At 40.2% G+C, this 23,253-nt stretch carries 23 protein-coding genes and 1 pseudogene; 6 read left to right on the top strand and 18 right to left on the bottom strand.

What is annotated here, in order from left to right; all coding sequences use genetic code 11:
- Window positions 1–528 carry a putative immunity protein gene (locus MHH60_RS02485; protein WP_076133005.1) on the top strand — a complete coding sequence of 176 codons (528 nt, stop codon included), beginning with the start codon at window positions 1–3 and terminating at the stop codon, window positions 526–528.
- Between the two features lie 889 nt (window positions 529–1,417).
- Here the strand turns inward: MHH60_RS02485 and MHH60_RS02480 are convergent.
- From MHH60_RS02480 to MHH60_RS02425, 12 genes and pseudogenes are all read right to left on the bottom strand, one after another.
- A complete protein-coding gene (locus tag MHH60_RS02480; RefSeq protein WP_076133009.1) occupies window positions 1,418–2,248 on the bottom strand; it encodes a hypothetical protein in 831 nt (276 codons plus the stop codon).
- Window positions 2,249–2,511: 263 nt separating this feature from the next.
- Window positions 2,512–3,309 (bottom strand): sensor histidine kinase, encoded by a 798-nt coding sequence (locus tag MHH60_RS02475; protein ID WP_076133010.1) that lies wholly within the window; start codon window positions 3,307–3,309, stop codon window positions 2,512–2,514.
- On the bottom strand, window positions 3,306–3,782 hold the full coding sequence (locus MHH60_RS02470; protein ID WP_076133012.1) for a hypothetical protein: 477 nt from the start codon (window positions 3,780–3,782) through the stop codon (window positions 3,306–3,308). Before MHH60_RS02470 ends, MHH60_RS02475 begins: the two co-directional genes overlap by 4 nt.
- A 19-nt stretch (window positions 3,783–3,801) precedes the next feature.
- Complete coding sequence (locus tag MHH60_RS02465) at window positions 3,802–5,547, bottom strand: DUF885 domain-containing protein (RefSeq protein ID WP_076133014.1); 1,746 nt, start codon at window positions 5,545–5,547, stop codon at window positions 3,802–3,804.
- A 69-nt stretch (window positions 5,548–5,616) separates the two neighbouring features.
- A complete protein-coding gene (locus MHH60_RS02460; RefSeq protein WP_076133016.1) occupies window positions 5,617–6,294 on the bottom strand; it encodes a response regulator transcription factor in 678 nt (225 codons plus the stop codon).
- Between the two features lie 158 nt (window positions 6,295–6,452).
- Window positions 6,453–6,605 (bottom strand): annotated as a pseudogene (locus MHH60_RS02455) (alcohol dehydrogenase catalytic domain-containing protein); the annotation flags it as partial.
- Between the two features lie 194 nt (window positions 6,606–6,799).
- Window positions 6,800–7,882: an alkene reductase gene (locus tag MHH60_RS02450; protein WP_076133018.1), complete on the bottom strand. Its 1,083-nt coding sequence runs from the start codon at window positions 7,880–7,882 to the stop codon at window positions 6,800–6,802.
- Window positions 7,883–7,925: 43 nt separating this feature from the next.
- Window positions 7,926–8,624, bottom strand: a complete 699-nt coding sequence (locus MHH60_RS02445) for an SDR family oxidoreductase (protein ID WP_076133019.1) — start codon at window positions 8,622–8,624, stop codon at window positions 7,926–7,928.
- A 161-nt stretch (window positions 8,625–8,785) separates the two neighbouring features.
- Window positions 8,786–9,364: a TetR/AcrR family transcriptional regulator gene (locus MHH60_RS02440; RefSeq protein WP_076133021.1), complete on the bottom strand. Its 579-nt coding sequence runs from the start codon at window positions 9,362–9,364 to the stop codon at window positions 8,786–8,788.
- A gap of 529 nt (window positions 9,365–9,893) precedes the next feature.
- A complete protein-coding gene (locus MHH60_RS02435) occupies window positions 9,894–11,393 on the bottom strand; it encodes an alpha/beta hydrolase family protein (protein ID WP_076133023.1) in 1,500 nt (499 codons plus the stop codon).
- A gap of 272 nt (window positions 11,394–11,665) precedes the next feature.
- Window positions 11,666–11,899 (bottom strand): transcriptional regulator, encoded by a 234-nt coding sequence (locus MHH60_RS02430; RefSeq protein WP_076133025.1) that lies wholly within the window; start codon window positions 11,897–11,899, stop codon window positions 11,666–11,668.
- Between the two features lie 312 nt (window positions 11,900–12,211).
- Window positions 12,212–12,763 (bottom strand): TetR/AcrR family transcriptional regulator, encoded by a 552-nt coding sequence (locus tag MHH60_RS02425; protein WP_076133027.1) that lies wholly within the window; start codon window positions 12,761–12,763, stop codon window positions 12,212–12,214.
- A 148-nt stretch (window positions 12,764–12,911) separates the two neighbouring features.
- Between MHH60_RS02425 and MHH60_RS02420 the strand changes: the two genes are divergently transcribed.
- The 3 genes from MHH60_RS02420 to MHH60_RS02410 all read left to right on the top strand — a co-directional run bounded on the left by MHH60_RS02420 (window position 12,912) and on the right by MHH60_RS02410 (window position 14,867).
- Window positions 12,912–13,835, top strand: a complete 924-nt coding sequence (locus tag MHH60_RS02420) for a ketopantoate reductase family protein (RefSeq protein WP_076133028.1) — start codon at window positions 12,912–12,914, stop codon at window positions 13,833–13,835.
- Window positions 13,836–14,287: 452 nt separating this feature from the next.
- Window positions 14,288–14,527 carry a helix-turn-helix transcriptional regulator gene (locus MHH60_RS02415; RefSeq protein WP_076133030.1) on the top strand — a complete coding sequence of 80 codons (240 nt, stop codon included), beginning with the start codon at window positions 14,288–14,290 and terminating at the stop codon, window positions 14,525–14,527.
- On the top strand, window positions 14,517–14,867 hold the full coding sequence (locus MHH60_RS02410; RefSeq protein WP_036677002.1) for a hypothetical protein: 351 nt from the start codon (window positions 14,517–14,519) through the stop codon (window positions 14,865–14,867). The genes MHH60_RS02415 and MHH60_RS02410 overlap by 11 nt, the downstream gene beginning before the upstream one ends.
- Before the next feature lie 249 nt (window positions 14,868–15,116).
- Here MHH60_RS02410 and MHH60_RS02405 read toward each other — a convergent pair whose 3' ends face one another.
- The gene (locus MHH60_RS02405; protein ID WP_076133032.1) at window positions 15,117–16,589 is read right to left on the bottom strand and encodes a serine hydrolase domain-containing protein; all 1,473 of its coding nucleotides are present in this window, start codon (window positions 16,587–16,589) and stop codon (window positions 15,117–15,119) included.
- Window positions 16,590–16,956: 367 nt separating this feature from the next.
- Window positions 16,957–18,450 (bottom strand): SMI1/KNR4 family protein, encoded by a 1,494-nt coding sequence (locus tag MHH60_RS02400; protein ID WP_076133033.1) that lies wholly within the window; start codon window positions 18,448–18,450, stop codon window positions 16,957–16,959.
- 346 nt (window positions 18,451–18,796) lie between these two features.
- Here MHH60_RS02400 and MHH60_RS02395 point away from each other — a divergent pair, with 346 nt between their 5' ends.
- Complete coding sequence (locus MHH60_RS02395) at window positions 18,797–19,114, top strand: hypothetical protein (RefSeq protein ID WP_143766619.1); 318 nt, start codon at window positions 18,797–18,799, stop codon at window positions 19,112–19,114.
- 20 nt (window positions 19,115–19,134) lie between these two features.
- Here the strand turns inward: MHH60_RS02395 and MHH60_RS02390 are convergent, their stop codons facing one another.
- The 3 genes from MHH60_RS02390 to MHH60_RS02380 are packed head-to-tail and all read right to left on the bottom strand — an operon-like array spanning window position 19,135 to window position 20,832.
- Window positions 19,135–19,251, bottom strand: coding sequence for an alpha/beta fold hydrolase (locus MHH60_RS02390; protein ID WP_218640665.1), 117 nt, complete (start codon window positions 19,249–19,251; stop codon window positions 19,135–19,137).
- A gap of 40 nt (window positions 19,252–19,291) precedes the next feature.
- On the bottom strand, window positions 19,292–19,915 hold the full coding sequence (locus tag MHH60_RS02385) for a YdeI/OmpD-associated family protein (RefSeq protein ID WP_256715043.1): 624 nt from the start codon (window positions 19,913–19,915) through the stop codon (window positions 19,292–19,294).
- On the bottom strand, window positions 19,891–20,832 hold the full coding sequence (locus MHH60_RS02380; protein ID WP_076133036.1) for an alpha/beta fold hydrolase: 942 nt from the start codon (window positions 20,830–20,832) through the stop codon (window positions 19,891–19,893). The genes MHH60_RS02385 and MHH60_RS02380 overlap by 25 nt, the downstream gene beginning before the upstream one ends.
- Window positions 20,833–20,931: 99 nt before the next feature.
- On the opposite strand from MHH60_RS02380, the gene MHH60_RS02375 reads away from it, so the two are divergent.
- Window positions 20,932–21,843, top strand: coding sequence for a helix-turn-helix transcriptional regulator (locus MHH60_RS02375; RefSeq protein ID WP_076126589.1), 912 nt, complete (start codon window positions 20,932–20,934; stop codon window positions 21,841–21,843).
- 550 nt (window positions 21,844–22,393) lie between these two features.
- On the opposite strand, the gene MHH60_RS02370 is transcribed toward MHH60_RS02375, so the two are convergent.
- Window positions 22,394–23,251 carry an ABC transporter ATP-binding protein gene (locus MHH60_RS02370; protein WP_076133038.1) on the bottom strand — a complete coding sequence of 286 codons (858 nt, stop codon included), beginning with the start codon at window positions 23,249–23,251 and terminating at the stop codon, window positions 22,394–22,396.
- Window positions 23,252–23,253: the final 2 nt, after the last annotated feature.

Here is a 23,253-nt window from a genome sequence, read left to right as displayed (position 1 = left end):
TTGGAGTTTGAGGAATACGCGTGGAATAAACATGAGCAGCAAATAAGAGAAACTAAAGGATTTACTTACAGTACTCCAAAGATAAAGATTATAGATAACCATGAATTAAGAAATCGACTTGAAGCCATGCTTGAAAAGCTGCCGCAGAAGTTTCTGGCCAAATGGGCTTTGAAAGTAGCAGCTGAGCACCTGGATCATCTGGACCAGCAGCTTGTAAATGACCCGCGGATTGATTTAGGTATAGAAACGCTAGAAAAGCGTATAACTGGTGAGATTAGAGCCTTTGATTTAAGAAAAGTTGGATTCATAGTCAATGAATTGGCCAAAGAGTCCACAACCGAGGCTAGTAAGTATGCTGCCCGTTCTTTTGCACAAGCCATAGCAACTGGACATATGCGAGGACACGCTATGGTTTGCAGTGATTATGCAGTAAAACTGGTGAATTACATATCAGATCATTCTTCAGTTGCTGAGGCAACAACTAAAGAACGGGAAAGACAATTAAGGTTAGCTGAAGAGTTACTTTGAAATTGAAGGTTTAATGATGAACATGTATGAGGATGATTCTAAAAGTTAAATAATGGTAATGAATAACTTTTTATATAATTGAGAGTTATGTAATCTAGCGCAACAATAAAACATGGTCAGCATTTAAAGTTTTATGCGAGACTTGATGAGCTTTAAAGCTTAATACTCGTTTTAGATAATACGATTACTAAATAAGAATCAATTGCTTAGGAAAGGGCAGCAATTTTGAACATTGCTTAGATAATCATTAATAAACAGTAAATGGGCAATAATGTGGATCAAATTGGTTGCTTCCATTAATTTATATACTACTTCCTCACAAAACCCGTATTTTGTACATATGTCACTAAGATGCATTCTACTTAGATTATACATAGCTCAAAACTTAGTCCCTTTGCCGACAAAGCCCCTATTCTGGCCATGAAAAAACAACTCAACTGGAGCAGTTTTCAATAATCATGCTTCTTTATATAAGAACTTACGTAATTAATCAGTTCATAATTTTTTGGATAATCAATGGATATCCGTGCTGGTACATGGGATTTCATTTTTGAAATAGTTTTCTTTTTTCTTAAGCTATGATTGGGGCATTGATATTCAGTGATTCTTGTGTTGATTGTATTCTCATAATACATCTTAAAATTTATACTTTCAGCGCTCTTACCTTTAACCTCTTGGTATTTAAAAGCCATTTTGAAGTTAGCTTTTGTGCTGATGTGAGAATTTATAAGAACTTTATCTTTAAGACATAATCTACATTCTTGAAGCATTCGTGCCCCAACTCCCTGCCGGCATGCCTTAATGGTCTATATATTTGGCACAGGCCCCTCAAAAAAAATAACAGAACCCTTAACTTAAAGCACTTTAAGGGTTCTGTTTATTATTTTATTTATTTGACATATTTAATTGCATACTTGTCAAGAAGCATTTCGGATTTGTTCAATTGCTTAATTCCTTCTGCCCCCTTCTTTTCACCTGCATTGAATTTGGACCAATTTATTTTGGTCGTCTTCAAGCTGTCCCGCATTATAGTGAACCCTTCCAACTGGAGTTTTGCTCCTGCCAGATAGTAGGTATGTATTTCTTTCAACTCTACATTATTAGCTTTGAGGTTTTTCAACCCGGATACAAATTTAGTATAATTGGGCAATACAGTATTGTTTAAAGTAAGAAAGAGTGTTTTTCTTGTTGAATCGTTCAGGAGTTTATTTTGATTTAACGTAGTTATGGCTTTCTTTTCATAGCTTCCTAATGGCTGCAATTGCTCAATGTAATCTTCAAGATCCTGTAACATAATTTCTTCGTGTGTAGGTTCCTTTATAACTACCGGCTTAGTTGGTTCAGGAATGACTGTATAATCATCCACCACTTGAACAGTGAATACATAAGGTTCAAACTTTTCTCCAATATTGACAGTTAAGGTAGCATTCCCTTTATTTATTGCATGAAGTTCAGAAACCCATTGCGTTTTTCGTACGACCTTGACAACATTCTCATCTGAAGAGATTGGAGTGAAGTCATGTTCCGTAACGTCTGCATCGGTCCAGTCAGTGATGGCTATTTCGTATGATTTCCACTCCCCAACTTTTATCTCAGCAGGTTTGGTCACTTTGACAATGTCGGTGATGTTCTGTGCAGCCGCATAAATACTGCCAACCCCGAATACAACAGATACTATAATTGCTAGCATTAGCGAATAAATCCAACTCTTTCGTTTCATATAGCCTTCTCCCCGCTTAATTATTAATAGTAAAGCATCTACCAATTTTGCTAAGGCATTTCATGAATAGGTCGCAGGTAGCAAAAGCAGCATATTACTTTCCTCTTATATTATATAACTTAGCAGGAATAATTGTCCTATGTTTTTTGGGTTTGCTTCCCGTTTCGGGGCACCACCTTTACAAAGGAATGGTTTTACGTCCGGGTCTATTCTGACAGTCCCGACAACAATTGTAAGTCTCTTTTGAAGAATACTATTATTATTTAACTAATCACCGGAAAACGAATCTTAACTGTCGTACCACACCCTACCCCGCTGCTAATGTGGACAGTACCTTGATGTTGATCGACGATCCAACGCGCGATCGATAGCCCTAGACCTGCTCCATGATCCCCTCTACTTCTAGAGGAATCTCCCTTATAAAAGCGATTAAATACGAGTGGTAATTCATGTTCCGAAATACCCACTCCGTTATCCTTGACGGTTATAAGAACTGATTTCCCCTGCCTAAGACACTCAAGATCGATTTGCCCATCCGCCTGCGTAAATTTAATGGCATTGTCCAACAAAATCATGAACAACTGTATGAGACGATTCTCATCTCCATTCATGAGCAATTCCGAGCCTTCGACATGAAGCTGTACCCGCAACTGCTTGTAATCCATTATTGGCTCCATTTTTTTGGCGATCTCTTTAATGATCACGTCAATACGAACAGGTGTGCATGAGATAACTTCCTCATGTGAATCGCCTCTTGCCAGAAGAAGCAGGCCGTCTACCATGTTGCTCATTCTTTTAGTTTCTTTCAGAATGGCTGAAATTGGAGCGCTTTCTTCCTCGATCGTATGATCGGGATGGCGTAACAATATTTGTGTTTGCCCTCGGACGACCGAGAGCGGACTTCTCAACTCGTGAGAGGCATCTGCAACGAATTGCTGCTGCTTATCCCAAGCCTTCTGAATTGGTATGAGCGCCCGTCTAGCCAAAGCGTAACCTGCGATGATAGATAATAACGCGCCGACACCGATTCCAATACTAATACACCATAATAACCGGTTCAAATAATACACCTCGGCGGAAATTTCCGTAAATATCTGAATTGTTTCAAAGGAATGTTCGACAGTTTCTCGACTATTGGCAATTTACCCTGATAGGGTCTGCTCACGAATCGATAGGATTTCTTACCCACGAGTATCGACTCGGGCCGCATGTGGTTTTGTTTTTCCCGAAGCATCGAACTCAATTCGATATATGGTACTTTATAATATACGCTTTGAATCAATGCATCGTTGGAATCCCAATAAAATGACATCATAAAACGTTCCGGTTCCTTCGAATCAATGTTAAGTACTTGCTCCCCGTTACTTAGAGAAATTTGTTGCATGTGGTCAATATTAAACACCAGATGACGGTCAATATCGGAATAGATCCGATAATGTGCCAACCCATATAACGCTCCCCCCAGTGTGACGAGCAAGCAAAATACGACCGTGCTGTTCCATATCGTCATTCGTACTAACGTGCGTTTAATCATACCGGGGTTTGCTCTCCTTTTATTTGGCGGATTTGATGTATTGATTCACTTGCTGCTCCAATATTGGAAATGGCATATTCCCGTTTCGAAGAAGAACGGAATGAAATGCCTTGATATCGAAGCGATCCCCGAGTTCGCTTTCCGCTTTCTCCCGAAGGGATTGGAATTGCTCCGATCCGATCGCATAGTTTTCGTTAAGTCCAGGATAGGCAATGACACTGTCGATCAAAGCATCGTTCCCCGTTCCGGTAACACTAACCAGATACTCATTAGCTTGTTCTCTTGTCCACTTCAGCCCATGGATACCCGTATCTATCACGGTACCCCTGGAATTGCCCAGCAAACGGTTTAGTACCATATTCCGATCAAGCAACCCCTTCTCCGCGCATAAACTTTCCATATAGACCGCCCATCCCTCTACGAATCCAGCCGTCATCGTTATTTTGCGGATTAATGGAATGGATGGTTGATCATATTGAATCGAGAATTGAAAGTGATGTCCTGGAATACCCTCATGCAAGGCAAGCAATTTAACTATTTCTTCGGAGGTCGGATTTTCGAGTGGAATGACAAATCTCCCGCTCCTATCACCATCTATAGATAAGGGGATATACATTCCACCTGCCGATGCGAAAAGAGCCGAATACGCCCGCACATCCACGGGATGGTCCTGGATAAGCTCCTCTTCAAACCAATCGGACAAGTAGGGCGTGGCATCCGACAGACTGCTGTTTAACGCTTGCAGCAATTTATCTCCAGTTAGGAATCTGGCTGCAGATGTAGTTTGTGCATGACCCGAAGCCCCGCTTCTTAGCTCCTTCTCGATCTCTTCTACCTTGCGTTTAGCGATCTCGTGAATTTTCTGAGGACTAAGGTCCGTACCCGTAGTAAGTTTGAGCCTTGCAGAATAATACTCGCTGCCGCCCGGCTGATTCCAGATTCCTTGGTTCACGGATGCTTGCTTCATAAGATCGTTCTTGATCACATCGGCAAGTTTGCCGTAAGAAGCCAGTACATGATCGGTTAGGGTTTGCGCTAACGTTTTTTTCAGCTTTTCCTCTTCGGAGGGATTGAGTTTTAACTCGGTTAATTTCTCTGCGTACAAACTGTACAGAATCGTTTCTTCCGGTTTCGTATTCTGCAATTTGCTGTAACTCGTAAGCATTTCCTTAAGAAATTCAGAAGCAGGGACAATACCTTTCTCCCGTCTGTCTTGAATTCTATTAATGACATGTGCGACTTTATCTGAAAACCCGTTCAGCGCAACGATATAATTCTTTGCATCTGCTTGGCTGCGAATCGGATAGTTGTTCGCGAAATACGGCGGAAAATTGCTTAGGGAAAGGTAGTCATTCGTGTTCAAATCCCAATATTTATATACCTGCTGCGCCGCGCTTAGGTCCCATTTTAGGATATCGTAGGTGAGTTTGTCTTCCGGGGAAAGCTTAGCAGCATCATAGTTATTCAATTTTTTTAACCAGTCATTTTTCTTATCGTTTAATAGTTCGTAATCGGCATCCGACAGGTCCGTAAGCTTAGTGGGATCCCATCGGATTCCCTCCACATTTTTCACGTCAAAATAAAGCTGTATCTCAGGGTCATCCTTAAGCGTATCTACCGCCATCTTCTGAATCAATCCATCGAAACTCTCTGGCTGATGTTGGGTCTGCCCAAACAAACCGCCTGCAATCAGCAATACGAGAAGTACCACAGCTAATAAAATAGTCAATCGTGTGTTCTTAAACATCTGTCTTACAAGGTTCATTCATCAATCTCTCCTTTATAGAGTATAAGAAGAATATATAAGATGAACCTTTGATTTCCCTTTGAAAAACTACTTGTTTATTCTTAGTATGTAGCCCAAACCTCTTACGGTTTGGATATATTGATCGGCATGCCATAAAGACAGCTTCTTTCGAAGATAATGGACATAGAGCTCGACGATGCCAATCCCCGCTTCCGAATCCAGTCCCCAAATTCGGTTATAGATTTGCTCTTTCGTCACGATCTGCTCTTTATTCATGAGCAGGTACTCAAGCAGCTCATATTCCTTTTCTGTTAAAGTCAGCTCTTCTCCTGCGACCGTTATTGCTCGATTTCGAACTTGAATAGCAATCGGGCCGTAGCTAATCTGCTCTTCTTGATTAACCTTGCCATAACGGCGCAACAGCACTTTAGCTCTGACAATCAGCTCTGGAATTTCGAATGGCTTCACCACATAATCGTCCGCTCCGATCGTTAACCCCTTTACCCGGTCGTTTAGTCCGTCTTTTGCCGTCAGACAAAGAATCGGGGTATCCACTCTTTGCTTCCTCAGCTCTTGGATAAAAGTAAATCCATCAACCTTAGGCAGCATAATATCCAAAATAATTAAATCGAACTCGCCGTACAATGCGTGATGCAAGCCCTCTTCTCCGTTATGACACTCCGTAACCTTATGCCCTTCATCCTGCATAACTCTTGCAATTGTGTGCGATATTCCAATATCGTCCTCTACGATCAACAGCTTCATAAGTCCCTCCATGAATGAACAAAGTTACCTACATAAATATAAATGTCACCCTCCCTATAATGATAATAATAAATCTATCTTCAAATAATTTTCTTCAATTAAAAATACTATATCCATTAGGTAATAGTCTACGGGGTTTTTATGTTGTTCTAATTCAGTCAATTTATCTTCGAGATACCAACCTGAAAATCAACAACATCTTTACCACATGCTTCTATAACACCAGATAGTTCATTGCCTAATGTTAATGGGAGATCATAATTAGCAATCATTGGGATACTGCCTTTTAAAATAAGAATATCTAAAGAATTTACACCTGCAGCTTATCCTTTAACGAGTACCTCACGATTATCGATTTCCGGTATCTTAACATTGTTTATTTCCAAATGAATTTCTTTTGAGTATTGTATTTGAGCAGCTCTCATGTTCTGCCAGCTTCCTCTCCATTTGAAAATTTTATGGCGTACAATTTTCAGTTGTACGCCAGTTGTGATTCCACATATTCTTATTGATGTTGAGTTTTTAATTCTTCCATTCTAGGGTAGTCTGTATAACCTGAGCTTCCGTTACCAGAGTATAATGTTTTAGGATCAACTTCATTTAAAGGTGTTCCTTTTTTTAGTCGTTCCACAAAATCCGGATTAGCTAAAGACCAGATACCGACTGGTACGACATCAGCAGTACCACTATCAATATCTACACTAATATCTTCAAGTGCCCGCCCTACTCGATTGACCAATAATGGATTTGTCCAAATTGAACGAATTTCATGGAGCAGTATTTCATTCCCTAAATGCATCACATGGAGGTATGCTAAATTATAATTAGCTAATTCTTTTACAAGATGGCGATAAACCTCTGGTCCTTGTGCGCCTTCAACAATCCCACCAAGAGGTGTTCCTGGTGAAATACGGAAACCGGTTCTTTCTGCTCCAATTTCTTCAACGACTGCTCTTGTTACTTCAATTGCAAACCGAGCACGGTTCTCCACAGATCCACCGTATTTATCGATTCGTTTATTAGAATTTTCACTAATAAATTGATTAATTAGATAACCGTTGGCTCCATGAATTTCCACCCCATCAGCACCTGCTTTAATAGCTGCTGCAGCTGCTCTTCGGAAGTCTGCAATAGTATTTTGAATATCTTCTTCACTTAGCTCTCGTGGGACGGGTATTTCCTGCATTCCTTTAGCAGTAAACATTTCTACACCAGGTGCGATCGCAGAAGGTGCAACTGCTTGTCGATGATGCGGAGTATTGTCGGGGTGCGATATACGGCCCACATGCATTAATTGTATATACATAAAGCCACCTGCTTCATGCGACGCATCCGTAACCTTTTTCCAACCTTCTATTTGCTTTTCAGTATAGATGCCAGGTGAATTTAAATAACCTTGACCATCATCAGATGGTTGTGTACCTTCACTAATAATTAATCCCATTGATGCTCTCTGAGCATAGTAAAGAGAGCTTAGTTCTCCAGGTGTGCCGTCCTTCTGTGCTCTACTACGTGTCATAGGTGCCATTGCTAAACGATGAGGTAATTCCATATTTCCAATTTTCGTATTACTCCACAATTTGTTCATTTATTATTCCCCTTTATGAATTAAATTAGAAATGAAATTGTTATTAAGAAAGATGAGGGTACAGTGCAGGAACGCCACCTGCAAGTCCACCTTGTATCATTCGGCTGTTATCATCAGCAATAATTTCAAAGCTGCCAGATTCTATGCCATTAATAGCTATTTTTGCGATATCTGCAGGGCTTGCTTTGGGGACTTCTAAGCTGGTTGTCATGTCTGTATCCATAAAGCCCACATGTAATCCTGATACTCTTATATTATGAGGATATAGATTTAAACGTAAATCGTTCGTCAATGCCCACTCTGCAGCCTTTGCAGCTGAATAAGCACCTACAGTTCCTGAACTAAACCAAGATAATGCGGAAAGAACATTTAAAATAGATCCTCCCCCATTTTTTTCAATTATTGGTGCAAAAGCACGAACCATGGACAGCGTACCGAAGAAATGCGTATCAAACTCCAAATGTATTTTTTCTACCTCATCGTCCAGCAAAGTGGCGCCAGTAGCTGAGCCTGCATTGTTGATTAAAAGCGTCACGTCCTTAGCGAGGATAACAGCTGCTTCAACTTCTTGAGTGTTGGTAATATCAAGCTTTACTGGTATAACGCCTGGAATGTTAATGGTTTCCGGATTTCTTGCACCACCATAAACCTTAGCTCCTCTGGATAAAAGCTCCAGCGTGAGATGGCGGCCAAAACCTCGATTTGCTCCAGTGACAAATGCTACTTGTTCAGAAATTATCATTTTTGTTACTCCTTTTATTCATCGTTTATTCACTATATGGGAATGATCATTCTAAAAAACATATAAGAAGGATCGTTTAAAGAGATCTTTAAACGAGACAAGACTCAGTTATGAGAACAATCATTCTAGAATATGCATAAGCAATTATATTTAAATAATAATTACTTATATAAAAGTTTAATTGATAAATCGGCTATTCGATGTAATTTTTCTTTAGGCACTGAGGTCCTAGTCATTACCCTTAATCCCACAAAAACAGAATGCAGATGTTCCGCTAGATCGTCGGCATTGAAATCCAAGCTAAATTCTTCATCCTGCTGGCCCCACAGAATAATATCTTTGAGCAGCTTCTCTGATAATGTGAACGATTCAATGGACTTCAAATCCACATTGGCATCGCGCATTGCTAATTCCACCGCTGAATTCACCATCAAACAGCCTGAGGGCGAATCTTCTTCACCATTTATTATGAAACTAAAGATAAGCTGAAGTGCCTCAGTTGCAGTCTTGGAACGTTTAACTTCTCTTGAAAGCTCAGCATTCACTTTATCGCGAAAACGGTCCATGGCTTTCAAAAACAGCGTATGCTTGTCGCCAAATGTGTCATATAAACTTCTTCGATGAACTCCCATATGCTCTACAAGATCTGTCAAAGATGTCTTCTCGTAACCCTGTTCCCAAAAAAGCTTCATCGCCTTATCTAATACTTCGTTCTCTTCGAATTCTTTGCTTCTTGCCATTCGATTCCCTCCCTAATAGTAAATGTAACATATTGAGAACGATCGGTAAAGAATAGATTTTCTAATCACTGTTAACGATGTGCTCTCTTAGCTTTCTTCTTCACTCCTTCCGACTGGTCTGTGGTGACTTACCTCCGAACGGATCCCTTCCCCATCATAGCGCGACTATGTAGGTAACTTTAAGTCAATAAACCACAATGTAGATACATTTGTGCATTTTTTTTGACACAAATGTACCTACATAAAAAAAAGAAAAGCCTGATTTAACAAGCTTTTGTCGAGTAGCTTATGTTGGCACTTTTGTGTCTTTGGACAGTTCGTTATATACATGTCGGTGGACAAGAAGATTGTCTACTTCGGCTACGGTACTTAAAAGGGTAAAGTTAACGGGTGGCCGTTAGCTTAATAAAAAGACAGCCGATCATCTAGACGGCTGCCATCGTGTATGGATTGATCGATCTTTCCCCGTAAGCGTAATGATGTTGCTTCAGTGTAAAAAAACTGCAATCTTATTAACCTGCTCCGTAATTTATAGCGAGGTTACGAACTTCACCTCCGGAAAGCGGCTATCTGGTCCTTTCATTAAGATTCCGTCTTGATTTTTCAGATACATATCGAAGAAATTCAGCATATAGGTATTGGTAACGGAGTCCGCTCTATCGGGCTCAATCTTTCCTGTAATGCCCAGCATTTTGAAAATCGGAGAAATGAACTGTACGTCGGTAAAATTCAAATGCTCCGTATTTTCGATATAGAGGACTTGTCCCCCTTCGTCGACCGCTTTGCGCATCCGTTCTAGCTCTAACTTTTTATCTTCCGTTACTTGATCCTCCCACTCTCTGGTTGAGCCCATACGGTTAATTTCTGCATCCGTGTAGACCCGGTTATCCATCACCATTTTTAATTTTTCAAAATAGCTTTCCGAGTTGAGGAATAAAAACGGCTTTTGCAGTCCCTCTCTTTCACGCAGACGATAAAGCCCTCCATCCAGGTCTATGCCAACCGCGATTCGCGGATCGTAAGAAGCGTCATAAGCCGTTGCTCCACCGATAGAATGACCGAACACCCCGACATGGTCGAGATCAATCCAGCCTTTTAGATGACTTGGAATCTGCCCCGATTGGATAAGTTCGAATTGGTCCAGCACAAACACCACATCGTCGGTTAAAACTTTCCCTAACTTGTCGCGATTTCCGCTTTCCGTCCGATAATCATGGTCAGGCGAGAATAAGTCGTTGGTTGTGCTGGTCGTGATTCGACCGTCCGGAAACTCGGTTGCAGATGTGTTGTAGGTGTGGTCGATCATTGCCACGATATATCCGTGACTCGCGAGATATTCGGCTTGCGACGTGTGGAGGAACCTAGAAGAGCCGTTGCCGGGATTCCCAAGGATCAGTGGGTATGAAGTCTGCGCCGTAGAGATTTCCGCCTCCGCATATGCATGACTGGATACGTACTTCAGGTGTTGAAAAGTAAACCCGGGAAGACCATAGTTCGCGGCCATATAACTTAAAATCCGCGTTTCGGGAATAAAAGCAGTTCGCTTGCCACTACCAGCTTGAGTCGGATACCATACCTGAACCATCAATTCTCTTTTACCCTCTCTTGCTTTATCAAAAATCTCTTCCCTATTGGTATCCACAAAATGAAACGTTTGCGTTCCTACCTTAAATTTTCCTGTCAGTTCAGGGAGTTTAAATACAGGAAAAGCATACATGAGGACCGCTGTTCCGACCAGCATGATCGCTATAGCGGTATAAGCTGAACCCAACAGGAATCGAGGTTTTTTTTGGAAACTGCTTTTTTTAAAATAACTATAACTTGAACTGGCTAAAAAAAAGACCGTTATGCAATATGGGAAAAACAGCTGCACTCTGTATCCTTCCACCGTCCAATGAATGACCAGTAAAACTGCGGCGATCCCGCTTGCAATGAAAACTGGAATTATACGCTGACCTTTTTTTAATACAACTGTTAATACAAACAAACTGATGTTTGACAAATATAGCAATAATTCAAACAATCTCATCTCAAGTCTCCTTTAAAAAAATTTCATTTTCATTTGTTCCAATCACTCCTGCCTAGCTTGCCTAACCTCCCCTCCTTTGCTGCTTCAGTATAAAGACGGTTTCTCAATCCAAAATGTATCAGTTTCGTTACTGTAAACTGCTTATTAGCTTAATAAAAAGGCAACCGATCATTTGACCGGCTGCCTTCTTATTTTGAATGAGCTATCGTTTCCCATTATCTTAGCTTAATGGGTCACATTCGTAGTCTTAATGCAACCTACCACTTATTCCATTAATCTCCCTTTACTTCATTATCGTTCGGAATTAATTCATACAAGGCACGAACATCACAACCGATGGAATCGGCGATCGATATGGCAATTTTGAGTGGCATCACTCTTTTGTTTTCAATAAAGTCGTAAACTCGTTCCGGTTTAAAAAGCAAGTCTTTTGCCAGCCATTCCGCTGACTTCCCGGATTCCATCAATTGTTCATTCAGTAAGCAACGTCCTAGTTCAAATTTCAAGAAGTGATGACCTCCCGCATAAGATAATACTTAACCTTAAGCGTTGTCCATTGCCAGCATGAATATACTTCATATATGATGCATAATAGCACTGTGTAGAAAATCTGCTAAATCCTCATTGCTATATGGATTAATGATGTTCATATCTCTCACTCCGTACATATATAAGCAATAACGCCCCATCTCGTGGTCTATAACATCGTCCACCTTAAGAGTAAGTTAGGTCAGTTTTTATGGAGTATATTGTGTAAACAAGCTTATGCGCGCTTTTTTATTGTTATAGAACATATGGATTTGGTTTGAATGACAGACTCATTCTTTAAAATAAGGCGTAATCCCTCTTGAATAAAGGTTCTCCACTAACTTGAAAAATTCTTCTGACGATAAATCCTTTTGACGCTGGAGCCAAAGACGAAACAAAGAAAGGGCTGTTGTCAGGTAAAACTCAATGAAGTATGGCGTTAAGGATTGGTTTTGCGGAACGTTTAATTCTAATTGATCCAAAGTGATTTCTTTTTTTAAGCGTTTTAAAAAACGGGAACTTCCATAATCACCCAAAAGGGCATTAAGAACCAGGAGATGTTCTTTTTTGTCCAGACAATTGAGCGTATCTTGAACCGTATCCTTCGATAGCTCTTTATTCGCCAATTCTTTTTTCATGTCATTCAATAAGTCATTTTCAACAGAGTCTAACAATTCGTAAATGTCAGTAAAGTATTGATAAAAGGTGCTGCGGTTATATCCTGACTTATTCGAAATTTCCTGAATCGAAATTTTTTCAATCGGCTTTTGGCTATACAACTCACAAAAAACTTCTACAAATTTTTGTCTCGTTTTCTCCGTTATTTGGGGTTGCTTTTTCATGTTTCCCTCCTACTAGTGAATAAGAATATCATCCGACAAATCATAAAAAACTGATGGTTGATCAAGGAATAATGAAGATTTATAATCACATCATACAACATGTTGTCGGATAATAAAAAGGAAATATTAACAAGTTGGGGTGGTTTATATGTCAGCAAAACAAGATAGAATTTTAATTTTTGGTGCAGGTGTCATCGGGAGCATGTACGCAATAAAGCTTATTGAAGCAGGGTTTGACGTTAGCCTGTTTGCACATTCGAACAGATATACATCATTAAGAGAAAATAGCCTGCAGTATATAGAAAAAGGTACAGTTAGATCGATACAAGTGAATGTCATGGATACGCTCGAAAATGACGATGTATACGATTTTATTTTCGTTACTGTTCGTTATGATCGGTCCGAATCAGCATTGTTAGCGCTAAAAGATAATCAAAGCAAAAATATAGTTACGATGATTAGTAATTCAATTGGATTTTCTTCGTGGCTGGATATCGTAGGGGATAGACTTCTACCAGCTTTTCCCGGCTTCGGAGGACAGATTAAAGATGGAGTATTACATGCGCGATTTCTACCAAAGTTTATAGCGGCAACTGCATTTGGAGAAATTAATGGTGCAGTGACAGAACGTATAGAAAACCTCGCAAAATTATTTAAAACTGCAAAGCTTCCCTACGTTATTAAAAAGGATATGCAAGCGTATCTAATCTCACATTCCGTATCAGACATTGCCATGTTGAGTTTTTTGCATTCTGAGAATAAGATCATTGACGAAAAAACAGCCAGAAACAGAAAGACGGCACGCAAAATAACAGTCACTTTAAAAGCGTATCTAAGGGCAATACAAAAAGCTGGCGTTTCAATTGATCCTCCAATACTTAAAATAGTGCTTAAATTTCCAAACTTATTTTTGGATCTTTTCTTTATGACATGGCTACGAACTAAGATGGTTAGGGATATGATGTTGCCGGATTATGCGAATAATGCTAACAATGAGATTGTACAGCTGAGTAATGATTTAATGAAATTTTTAAGTCAACATGATATCAAATCGGAAATACATGTTCAGTAATTTTTTGTTAAAATAGTATGGTATTTTTTAATTTATTTTCATTAAATCCTTCAATCAGGCATTAATCTGAATATGAAAATCTAAATATATAGTTTTTTCGTAGCATCCTTGAATAAACTAACGGGAAATGATAATTGAACAGCGGCAGTCTAAGACTTTATTTATCCAGTCTTGGACTGTCGTTGCTTTATTATCCGGGACAGTCAGCTGATAAACGCATTTCAGTATTCAAAGGCTACTGAAAATCATAAAATGCACCACCAAAAACCATAAATTATATCAGATCGATATGTGAACCAGGCGGAATCATGAATTTCGTCAGGTTCTTTTTGCATTCTAGTCTTGTAAATCAAAGCATTCTAGGTAAACATAAAGGTATTATATCACTAAGTATAAGTATACTTTACTTTTGTTAAAAATAAGTTTATAATTTGATTCAAGAGGTGATGGTCATGAAGAAAGATTTTGGTGATTCAATATCCAATAAGGTTTATGAATATCGTGTACTTGCCAGAATGTCTCAGCAAGAATTAGCAGAGAAAGTCGGGGTTTCCAAACAAACCATTTTCGTAATGGAAAAAGGGAATTATGTTCCAACTCTGCTATTGGCTTTTCGAATTGCCGATTTTTTTAATGCTGATGTAAACGATGTTTTTACTTATTTGAAAGGAAATGATCAAAATGAAAATTAAGTCTATTTCTGATATCCATAACGCAATTTTTCACCCTTTAAAGTCCTGGGCTGAGCAATCTACGGGAAATTGGAATATTCTCATTGGAGTAGGTTTTTTACTGCTCATGGGTAGTGCGATTTTTACCTATGTATTTTATAAGAAGATTGGGCAAGACGATGAACGGACAAATAAAATCTTTTTGAAAAGCAGTTACTTTATGCTGTTGACAATTATTCTATGTGACATGATTTTTCCTAAAGAGTATATGTGGAACATCTTTTTCTTGTTCAAATATGCGCTAGCGTTTTTAGCTGGTGGAATTTACATGGCCATCCAGTATAAAAAGGATTTGTCGTAAGGAAGGGTCAGAGCGAGGACCAGCTAAGGATGAAGATTAGACAATGTTGATAAATATGCTAACTAAGTGATATGGAAGTTCAATAGGTTGCAATCGGGTGATATAGATGTATAAGAAATTGCTAAAAATCAAAAATATCCTTTTATTTACCTTTCCCCTCTGCTTCTAGCGGAAATAGATACATGTTTTTGTCCATTTTTGTTTACATGTTCTTGTCCTTTGATCGCGACAAGAGCATGTATTCATAAATCAAAAAAAACCGCGCTCTGCCCCTCCTCTTATCAGACTATTATATCGGTGAGTGTATACAAACCATGTAATGCTTGCTGTTAATAATGCTGACGAAATCAAGGCTGTAAGAACACTATATGTTTGCCAAATAAGTATCGTTGACCAATCTAATGCACAGCACATTATACACAGGGCAATCGTAGCAATCAGCAAAATAGCTGTTACGATTATTCGCTTTTTTGTCATTGGCTGCCGCTCATTCGTCTTCCTTCTGCGTAATCCTAAGAGAAAGAACAGAACGGCCAATAGGCAAAAAATAATTGTGGTAGAGGATAAAATGATGTCCAAAAGCTGTGTGCCGCTTATTTCATATGACTGTGTTAGATTGCCGTCTAATATATCTTTAACTTTTAGTACAATGCTTCTGTTGATATTGGCACCGTTGGTCAGCAAGCAGACGGCTGTTCGTTCATTAGGCAGTATGATCACTTCGGTTCCAAAATTGGGATTTCCCCCGGGGTGCTCTATAATCGTTTGGTTGGCGTTTACCGTCCAGCCCGCCGCATAATACATTTCGTTGACAGCCGGAACAGACATATCACCCTGATGTGATTTTTCGATAACCGTATGGAATATTTCGGGTATGTCCTTCACAATACCCATCTGTATGCCCATCCAACGCGCCATATCTTTTGTACAAGAAATGATGTAGCCTGCGGGTTTATTCCCGGAATAATCCGGCGCGTTATATGGAGTTGTCATAAAAAAGGAAGAACGGTAGCCCTGTGCCAACTGTCCGGTGGCTTGAGCATCTTCTTTATAAACATACGTCTGGTGAAGACCTAACGGCTGAAATACCTGTTCCCTCATAAAGTCTTCATAGCTTTGTCCCGACACAATCTCAATAACCAAACCCAATACGTCATAATTAACGGTTCCATAGCTATACTGTTCACCGGGAGGGAACGCCAACTCAGCATCTACCAGCATTTCCACAGTCTTTTGCAGCAAATCTGGTGTATTGCCTTGTGGAATATTTTGAGAATGCCTACCATTTGTTAGGCCGCTAGTATGGTGAAGAAAGTTATTGAGTGTATGGCTTTGCATTTCAACAGGTTTCCCTTGATACTTTAACGTAAACCAAGGTAAATATTTTTGGACAGTGTCAGTCATTGACAGCAGCCCTTGTTCCTCCAACAGCAGAATACCCATGCCGGTAAATGCTTTACTGACCGAGGCCAACTCATATAGTGTATTTTCACTTGCAGACAACCCACTTTCACGGTCTGCATACCCGGAAGAAAAGTAGAAAATTTCATCATCAGCTAGTATCGAGATTGACATTCCCGGCACACCTGATATACGACGGGCATCATCCAGCAACGCGTGTATTGCCGCAGATTGCGTATCTGACAACGCCGCATAACTTTGTGTTGTGAAACCTGAGAATAATATAAGTATCGTTAATACAAAAACAATAGTCTTTTTCATAAACTCTCCATTTCGAAAAAATTATGCGAGGATAATATAAACAACCCGTAGTACACCTTAACCGCCTAATGCGTCACTCCATTATACTTAATGCTAGACGTTCAATGATTGGATTACTATTGTAAACTTCACAGACCGATGTATATTATTTCTTGTTTCGCAAAAAAGACCCCTCAGATTGCTTAGCGGAAAGGTCAATGGCTTAAATCTCTTGTCTACAATTTTTCTGCTTCACCACTACTATTTTATTAGGTATCAGCGTTGGTCTAACGGCAAAAAAGAAAGGAGACTAACCAATATGGCTAGTCTCCTTTCTTTTATAAAAATTTCACCCTATAATGATAAAGCTCAGTGTAGGCAAGCTTCATTAATCTTTCCATGTGACCTGCCATCCATATGACTGAAGTTTAAAGTATTTATTAAACTCCGCAACTACGGACTTCGCGTTCGCTTTCGATGTTGCATGAAATATAGTTATATCGACTATATTACAGTCTGAAATTTCCTCCAAACCTTTAAGTCTTGATGCATCTACTCCAATCTGCTTTAGACTCATACAATTTTTGAGTATTGTTAAATCTCCAACCGGATAAGTGAACTGCTTTAATCTCTTCAATTCTCCTATAACCTCTATATGTGATTCATCTATTGCACAGCTATCTGTCTCAAAAACCGTTAGATTCTTTAAAGCTTTTAAGAATGATAAATGTGGTATTGTCACTTGTTTGAGCTCTAGTTTTATTAACTTACTAAGGTTTGAAATATAAAGCAGGTCGCCAACCTCCATTTCTTCTAAACTTAGTTCCTTCAAATTTTTTATAGTTCCTATTAATCCCCTATCAATTGAGTTCATTCTACATAATCTCAAACTCTTTAATTTCTTTATATCTTTCAGTGTATGTATATCTTTTAATGGAAGTCCTATTAATGTTAGCTTCCTTAACCCATCTAAAGAAACTAAGTACTTCAAATCAGACTCTTTAAAAGCTTCTGATCCTATCACAAGTTCTGCTAAAGAAGCCAAGCGTTGAAGTACATCAAAATTAGTAATTTCATCCGCATGTATAATAAGTTCTTTAAGATTAACCATATGGGTTAAAATATCCAAAGATATTGCTCCGTATTTTTGAGCTTGATCAACTCTAATAAATACCATTCTCTTTTTTTTCAATGTTTTTGAAGATACAAAACCACTTTCAACATCGTCTTTAAAATACTCTTCCCAAAATCCGCTTACAGGGATAAGGCTGTTCTCTTCGATATTCAAATTAGTCAAAGTCAAAATATCATCTAACAAACTTCCACTTTCACGGGATAATATGATTACATCTTCTTCTTCACGAATACCAATACTACTATTTCTGAGGCTCGAATCGATAAATTCAAAGAAATGTCCCAAACTTTCTGCAATAACATAGGAAAAATGAGAATTATGATCTATCGTGATAATTTGCCCATAAACGCCCTTTTCTCCGGGGTCTAAATCTATTGCCAAAAATGAGCCACCACCATCTTCAGCAAAAGGAATCCAGCCTTCTCTGTAGTTCCCGTCTTTTATTACATCTGATTTGCTGGATATAATATCATAAGCTGATTCTAAAAGGGACTTCCAGTTGCTTACTATCGATTCAATGTTCATCCAACCAAGACCAGCCATAACGCCAAAAATCTGCTCTCCTTCTCCATTAGAATTCATGTATAACTTTCTGAAATCTTCTGGAAATTTGCAGTTCATCATGCTCTCGAAAAGATCTATTTCTGATTCCTCAACTGCTGGATTCAGTAATTCCTCTACATTTGGTATATGCGATTTTAATGTCTCGATAAGGAAACACTCTTCTTTTTTATTAGCTAATGACATATAGTGGCCCCCATTCTACAGAGTCATAATAGTTTCAGTAAACATTCTTCGTTGATCATCAATCATTTTGTTATGATTCATCTTCAACAGTTCCATAAATAATTAATTCTATCTTACATATGGAGCATCTATTTCCCGATTTAGCAATATCGTATCATGAATTTGTAAATATTGTTGTATTAAGTCATATGAAAAAAACTAAGAGTCATCTTAGGGGTTAATTTTATCTCTATATAAACTTCATTCACAACTAATTTTTCACCCTATTTATGGTACGGTTCAGCGTAACATCTATAGAACGCAGACACCTACACAAACACCTGCACCATTGTCTCCACAAGCCGCGTTGGATACGATTAATGCTTACTACGTTCAGCAAGCTGGCGATGCGCCTGACCACTCAATATTTGACACTACTGGAGTAACAGGTGTTACTCCGTCGAACTTAACCTATGTTGATTATGCATTGAGCGTGGACGAGACATCTCCATGGACAGTACTTGAAATTCAAGAGATTGTTAATGAAGTTCATTCAGGACTCGTATTGACAGCGATCGGCACGGGGCTTTCCCATGCCGTTTTGAATTCCATTTTTATTCCCGTTCTTACCTTTGAGCTTAACTTAATGACCTTGCCTGTTTGGGTGTCCTTATTGTTTTTCTAAGTTTTGCTTGCTAAGCGACTCTATTCAGCATCATTCTGCTCTTCCAGCCATCTCAAAATCGCTTGGTTTGTTTCTTCCGGCTTTTCTTGCTGGATCCAATGACCGCAATCCAGATTGACCACTTCTGCATTAGGCACGAACTTTGTCAGGTTTTCAGACCTCTGGACCGTATCCCGGTCACCATAGATCATGAGGGTCGACTGTACCATGAAAATGAAGGGGGTTGCGATTTTGGATGAGCTGTTTCATCCCTTCTTCAGATGAAGCGATCAATATTCCAAGCCTTCTTAATCGTGTTTCTTCTTTCTTGGCGCTCATTACCCACCAGATTGAGTCTCTTTTATAGGATGGTGATAAATTAGTGAAGAATAGCCAGGCTGTTTGATTTGCCTTGATTTGTTCTTCATATTCTTTGGCAAGTTCCACGTTTCTTTGTTCAGAGGAATAGCCTTGTGCATCGGTTCTGTTGTTAAAGACGTGCATTCCTTCTGGTCTCATCTTTCCAAACTGTATTAGTGCTTTTACCTTCTTTACGTTCACAGCACTCCATACACTATTTACTTTGCGCGGAGTAAAGCGAATCTTATAGCTTTGTTTATCAATGGTTTTTCGTATACCGTCAATCCACCCAAAACAAAGAGCGGCATCTACTGATGCAGACCAAGTAAGGCTTGCACGACCTGTACTTATCCCAAAATAGCCCACCCAAATTTCACTAGCTTCAGCATGATGTTCTTCTAACCAATCGTTAAACTCTTCTTGGTTGTTGAAAAAAACTACATCTCCCATTGTTCCAGCCATTTTAAAATCGCTTGGTTTGTTTCTTCCGGCTTTTCTTCCTGGATCCAATGACCGCAATCCAGATTGACCACTTCCACATTGGGCACGAACTTTGTCAGGTTTTCAGACTTCGCAACCACATCCCGGTCGCCGTAGATCATGAGGGTCGGCTGCTGGATGATTGGGTTCACTTTCGCCAATAAGCGCCAGTTGCGGTCAAGGTTCCTGTACCAATTTATGCTGCCCGTGAACCCTGATGTTTCAAAAGCGGAGACGTAAACGGCCAGCTCGCTTTCGCTCAATACGGGCTCACCGAGCGGTGTTTCTGCTCTGGCGAGATTGATCAACGCCATACCTGGCTCAGGTGCTCTGAGAGGCTCGTTCTTCCGGTACAGGTTGCGAAGGAACCTGTATGTATTGTCTTCGAATACGGCGTCCGCGACGCCTGGCTGTCGATTGAAGTGGACGAAATAGAAATCGCCGCCAAGTATTTCTTCCATGAACTCGATCCAGGGTTTTTCTCCGCGCTCTTGGTAAGGCAAGCTCAGATTTATCACTTTATTGACGCGGTTTGGATGCAACAAGGTCAGTCCCCAAACGACGAATGCACCCCAGTCATGACCGACAAAGGTAGCGTCCTCGTATCCATAGTGATCGAGAAGCGCGATGAGATCACCCGACAAGTGTTCAATGTCATAGTCTGTTACTTCGGTCGGACGGGATGAGTTGCCGTAACCCCGCTGGTTGGGGACGATGACATGGTAGCCCGCTGCGGCAAGTGCGTCCATCTGATGGCGCCAAGAAAAGGCATGCTCTGGCCAGCCGTGGCAGAGTACAATAGGTTTTCCTGCGTTTTCTCGGCCTGCTTCAAACACTTCGAGTTCCACACCGTTGGCTGAAATAAGGGTGGGCTTGGGAAAATCGGTTGGATTAAACATTGAATTAAAACCTCCTTCTTGTGATACTTGTAGTATAATGAATAAAAGGTGACATCTAGGTGTCACCTTTCTGAAATCATGTAAAAAAAGAGGGCAATTATGGACAAAGTGGAGAGACTCATTTCGATTATCATGATATTGCTGAAAAAAGAGGTTGTTTCTACAACGGAATTCTCACAACTATTCAATGTCTCCAAAAGAACGATCCTTCGCGATATGGAAACATTGAGCTTATCGAACATCCCGATCTACTCTGTCAATGGGGTCAAAGGGGGCTACGGCATAATGGATGAATACAAGGTTGATAAACGCCTTTTAAGCAGCTCCGATTTACAGAATATATTAACTGCGCTCGGCGGATTGGAACAAATCCTCCGTACTGAAGAAGTTGAAAGAACGATAAAAAAAATAGAGGCAATGGTTAGTCCATTGTCTCTAAATCGTTCCATTCAACTGTCGTTTTATGATTGGGAAGGTCGGTCCGAGATTCTTGAAACCTTAAAGACATATCAAGAATCCATTTCAAAAAAGAGGCTGGTTTCGTTTGATTATACAGATAAGGACGGGGCTGTAACGAATAGAATGGTCGAGCCCTATGAGCTGCATTTTAGCGAATCGAGTTGGTACTTGAAAGGATTCTGTTTACATCGACAGGGATATCGAACTTTCAAGTTATCTCGGATCGATCATATTACTATGGATGAACGCGCGTTTCATCCTAGAGACGATTGGTCAGAGCAAGTACACGAAGCAAATTATCTACCTGAATTCGTCACGATTAAGGCCTGGATATCGCCTAGCATAAAAGATCAAATCATCGAAAGGTATGGTCGAAGAAGTATTGAAGACCATAATTCTGGATTTTTATTAGCAACCATTTATGTCCCACAAAATCGTATGGGATTTCAACTTTTAGCAAGCTTCGGCACTCATCTAAAAGTTGTAGAGCCCAAAACCTATGTTGAAGACTTTCGAAATTATTTATATCAAATGATGGAGAACTATTCCTGATATATTTAGCATTAAAGCTTCAACCTTCAACTCAACTTTTCGCCCTATTTATAGTACGGTTCAGCCCGATTTGTCCTCACCGCAGGATACATCTGTTCCAAGCTTTTAGCCACGCTTAGATTCTATTGTGATTGTGCGCCTGAGTTTGAACCAGCTGATCTTCACAACTGCTGTGTTGCGGTCCCCATCTGCAGTTTCCGGGCAATCTGCTTGTTGCACATTCCTCTGATACTTTCAATAGTCCTCCTTGCTTCATTTAGAGTTATATATACTGGTTTTCTCAAATTAATCACGTAATCTAGTGCTCCGAATAATAAAAAAAGCCCGCAAGCTAGGTACCTGCGGCTTTGAATTTTAGGATATGTTGTTATTTATTATTATCTCTCCCCTCTCCAACAAAGCCTTAGCCCACACTTTCATGGAATTATTTGATTGTGGAAGCTACAGCAAAGGCTATATGCGTTGAATCGTGGCTATCACGCCCCCGGCAAATCCAATGCCTAACTGCACCAGTATTTCCGTGCGCCTAGAAGGACACGTTATGCGATTTTCAAGTGGCAATCGCCTCTTTATGTTCCTTAGCTTTTGGGAATCCTTGATCTACTCCTTGTTCTCTACGACTATCACGCAAGAGCTCGTACGTCACATACACCGGTCGCCCTGTTCGTGGTTCCAGCATAATCTCGGCATCAATGGCAAACACCTCACGCAGCGTTCGTACCGTCATTACACGCTCTGGCGAACCATGCTCCACCACCTGGCCCTCACGAATCGCCACCATATAGTCGGAGAAGCGTGCTGCCAGATTCAGGTCATGCAGCACCATCACAATCGTCACCTGTTGACTGCGATTCAGTTCATAGAGCAGTTCCAGCACTTCAAGCTGATGCGCCAGGTCCAGATAGGTGGTGGGTTCATCCAGAAGAATCAGATCGGTTTGCTGAGCGAGCGCCATCGCAATCCACACGCGCTGACGCTGACCGCCAGATAGCGTATCGACCTCACGATGCTCAAACGCTGTAAGCTTTGTGACCGATAGGGCCCAGGCTACTACTTGCTTATCCTCTTTGGAGAGCTTGCCAAAGCCCCGTTGATGTGGAAAACGCCCATAGGCGACTAATTGACCGACCGTCAAACCGCTTGGTGCGGTCGGCGTCTGCGGCAGAATCGCCATCTGCTTGGCCACTTCCTTAGTGGACAGCGTGCGGATATCTGCACCATTCAGATAAACCGTACCATTATTCGTCTTGAGCAGCCGGCCAACTGCCTTTAGTACGGTTGATTTGCCGCATCCATTGGGACCAATAATCGAGGTAATCTGTCCACGCGGAATCTGCAAGTCCAGTTCTTGTACGATAAGCGTGTCATTATAGGCAATATCGATTTGTTGCGCTGTAATACTTTCCATGA

Source organism: Paenibacillus sp. FSL H7-0716 (assembly GCF_038002705.1).
GTDB classification, from domain to species: Bacteria; Bacillota; Bacilli; order Paenibacillales; family Paenibacillaceae; genus Paenibacillus_AQ; species Paenibacillus_AQ odorifer.
This window is presented reverse-complemented; position numbering and strand designations above follow the sequence as displayed.

What these genes read in the sequence shown, in the direction of transcription:
- MHH60_RS02400 (WP_076133033.1), bottom strand. Translation starts at nt 18,450, where the DNA reads ATGTCATTAGCTAATAAAAAAGAAGAGTGTTTCCTTATCGAGACATTA.
- MHH60_RS02380 (WP_076133036.1), bottom strand. Translation starts at nt 20,832, where the DNA reads ATGTTTAATCCAACCGATTTTCCCAAGCCCACCCTTATTTCAGCCAAC.
- MHH60_RS02435 (WP_076133023.1), bottom strand. Translation starts at nt 11,393, where the DNA reads ATGAGATTGTTTGAATTATTGCTATATTTGTCAAACATCAGTTTGTTT.
- MHH60_RS02370 (WP_076133038.1), bottom strand. Translation starts at nt 23,251, where the DNA reads ATGGAAAGTATTACAGCGCAACAAATCGATATTGCCTATAATGACACG.
- MHH60_RS02425 (WP_076133027.1), bottom strand. Translation starts at nt 12,763, where the DNA reads ATGAAAAAGCAACCCCAAATAACGGAGAAAACGAGACAAAAATTTGTA.
- MHH60_RS02410 (WP_036677002.1), top strand. Translation starts at nt 14,517, where the DNA reads ATGAAAATTAAGTCTATTTCTGATATCCATAACGCAATTTTTCACCCT.
- MHH60_RS02415 (WP_076133030.1), top strand. Translation starts at nt 14,288, where the DNA reads ATGAAGAAAGATTTTGGTGATTCAATATCCAATAAGGTTTATGAATAT.
- MHH60_RS02470 (WP_076133012.1), bottom strand. Translation starts at nt 3,782, where the DNA reads ATGATTAAACGCACGTTAGTACGAATGACGATATGGAACAGCACGGTC.
- MHH60_RS02440 (WP_076133021.1), bottom strand. Translation starts at nt 9,364, where the DNA reads ATGGCAAGAAGCAAAGAATTCGAAGAGAACGAAGTATTAGATAAGGCG.
- MHH60_RS02480 (WP_076133009.1), bottom strand. Translation starts at nt 2,248, where the DNA reads ATGAAACGAAAGAGTTGGATTTATTCGCTAATGCTAGCAATTATAGTA.
- MHH60_RS02450 (WP_076133018.1), bottom strand. Translation starts at nt 7,882, where the DNA reads ATGAACAAATTGTGGAGTAATACGAAAATTGGAAATATGGAATTACCT.
- MHH60_RS02465 (WP_076133014.1), bottom strand. Translation starts at nt 5,547, where the DNA reads ATGAACCTTGTAAGACAGATGTTTAAGAACACACGATTGACTATTTTA.
- MHH60_RS02460 (WP_076133016.1), bottom strand. Translation starts at nt 6,294, where the DNA reads ATGAAGCTGTTGATCGTAGAGGACGATATTGGAATATCGCACACAATT.
- MHH60_RS02420 (WP_076133028.1), top strand. Translation starts at nt 12,912, where the DNA reads ATGTCAGCAAAACAAGATAGAATTTTAATTTTTGGTGCAGGTGTCATC.
- MHH60_RS02375 (WP_076126589.1), top strand. Translation starts at nt 20,932, where the DNA reads ATGGACAAAGTGGAGAGACTCATTTCGATTATCATGATATTGCTGAAA.
- MHH60_RS02405 (WP_076133032.1), bottom strand. Translation starts at nt 16,589, where the DNA reads ATGAAAAAGACTATTGTTTTTGTATTAACGATACTTATATTATTCTCA.
- MHH60_RS02385 (WP_256715043.1), bottom strand. Translation starts at nt 19,915, where the DNA reads ATGGCTGGAACAATGGGAGATGTAGTTTTTTTCAACAACCAAGAAGAG.
- MHH60_RS02445 (WP_076133019.1), bottom strand. Translation starts at nt 8,624, where the DNA reads ATGATAATTTCTGAACAAGTAGCATTTGTCACTGGAGCAAATCGAGGT.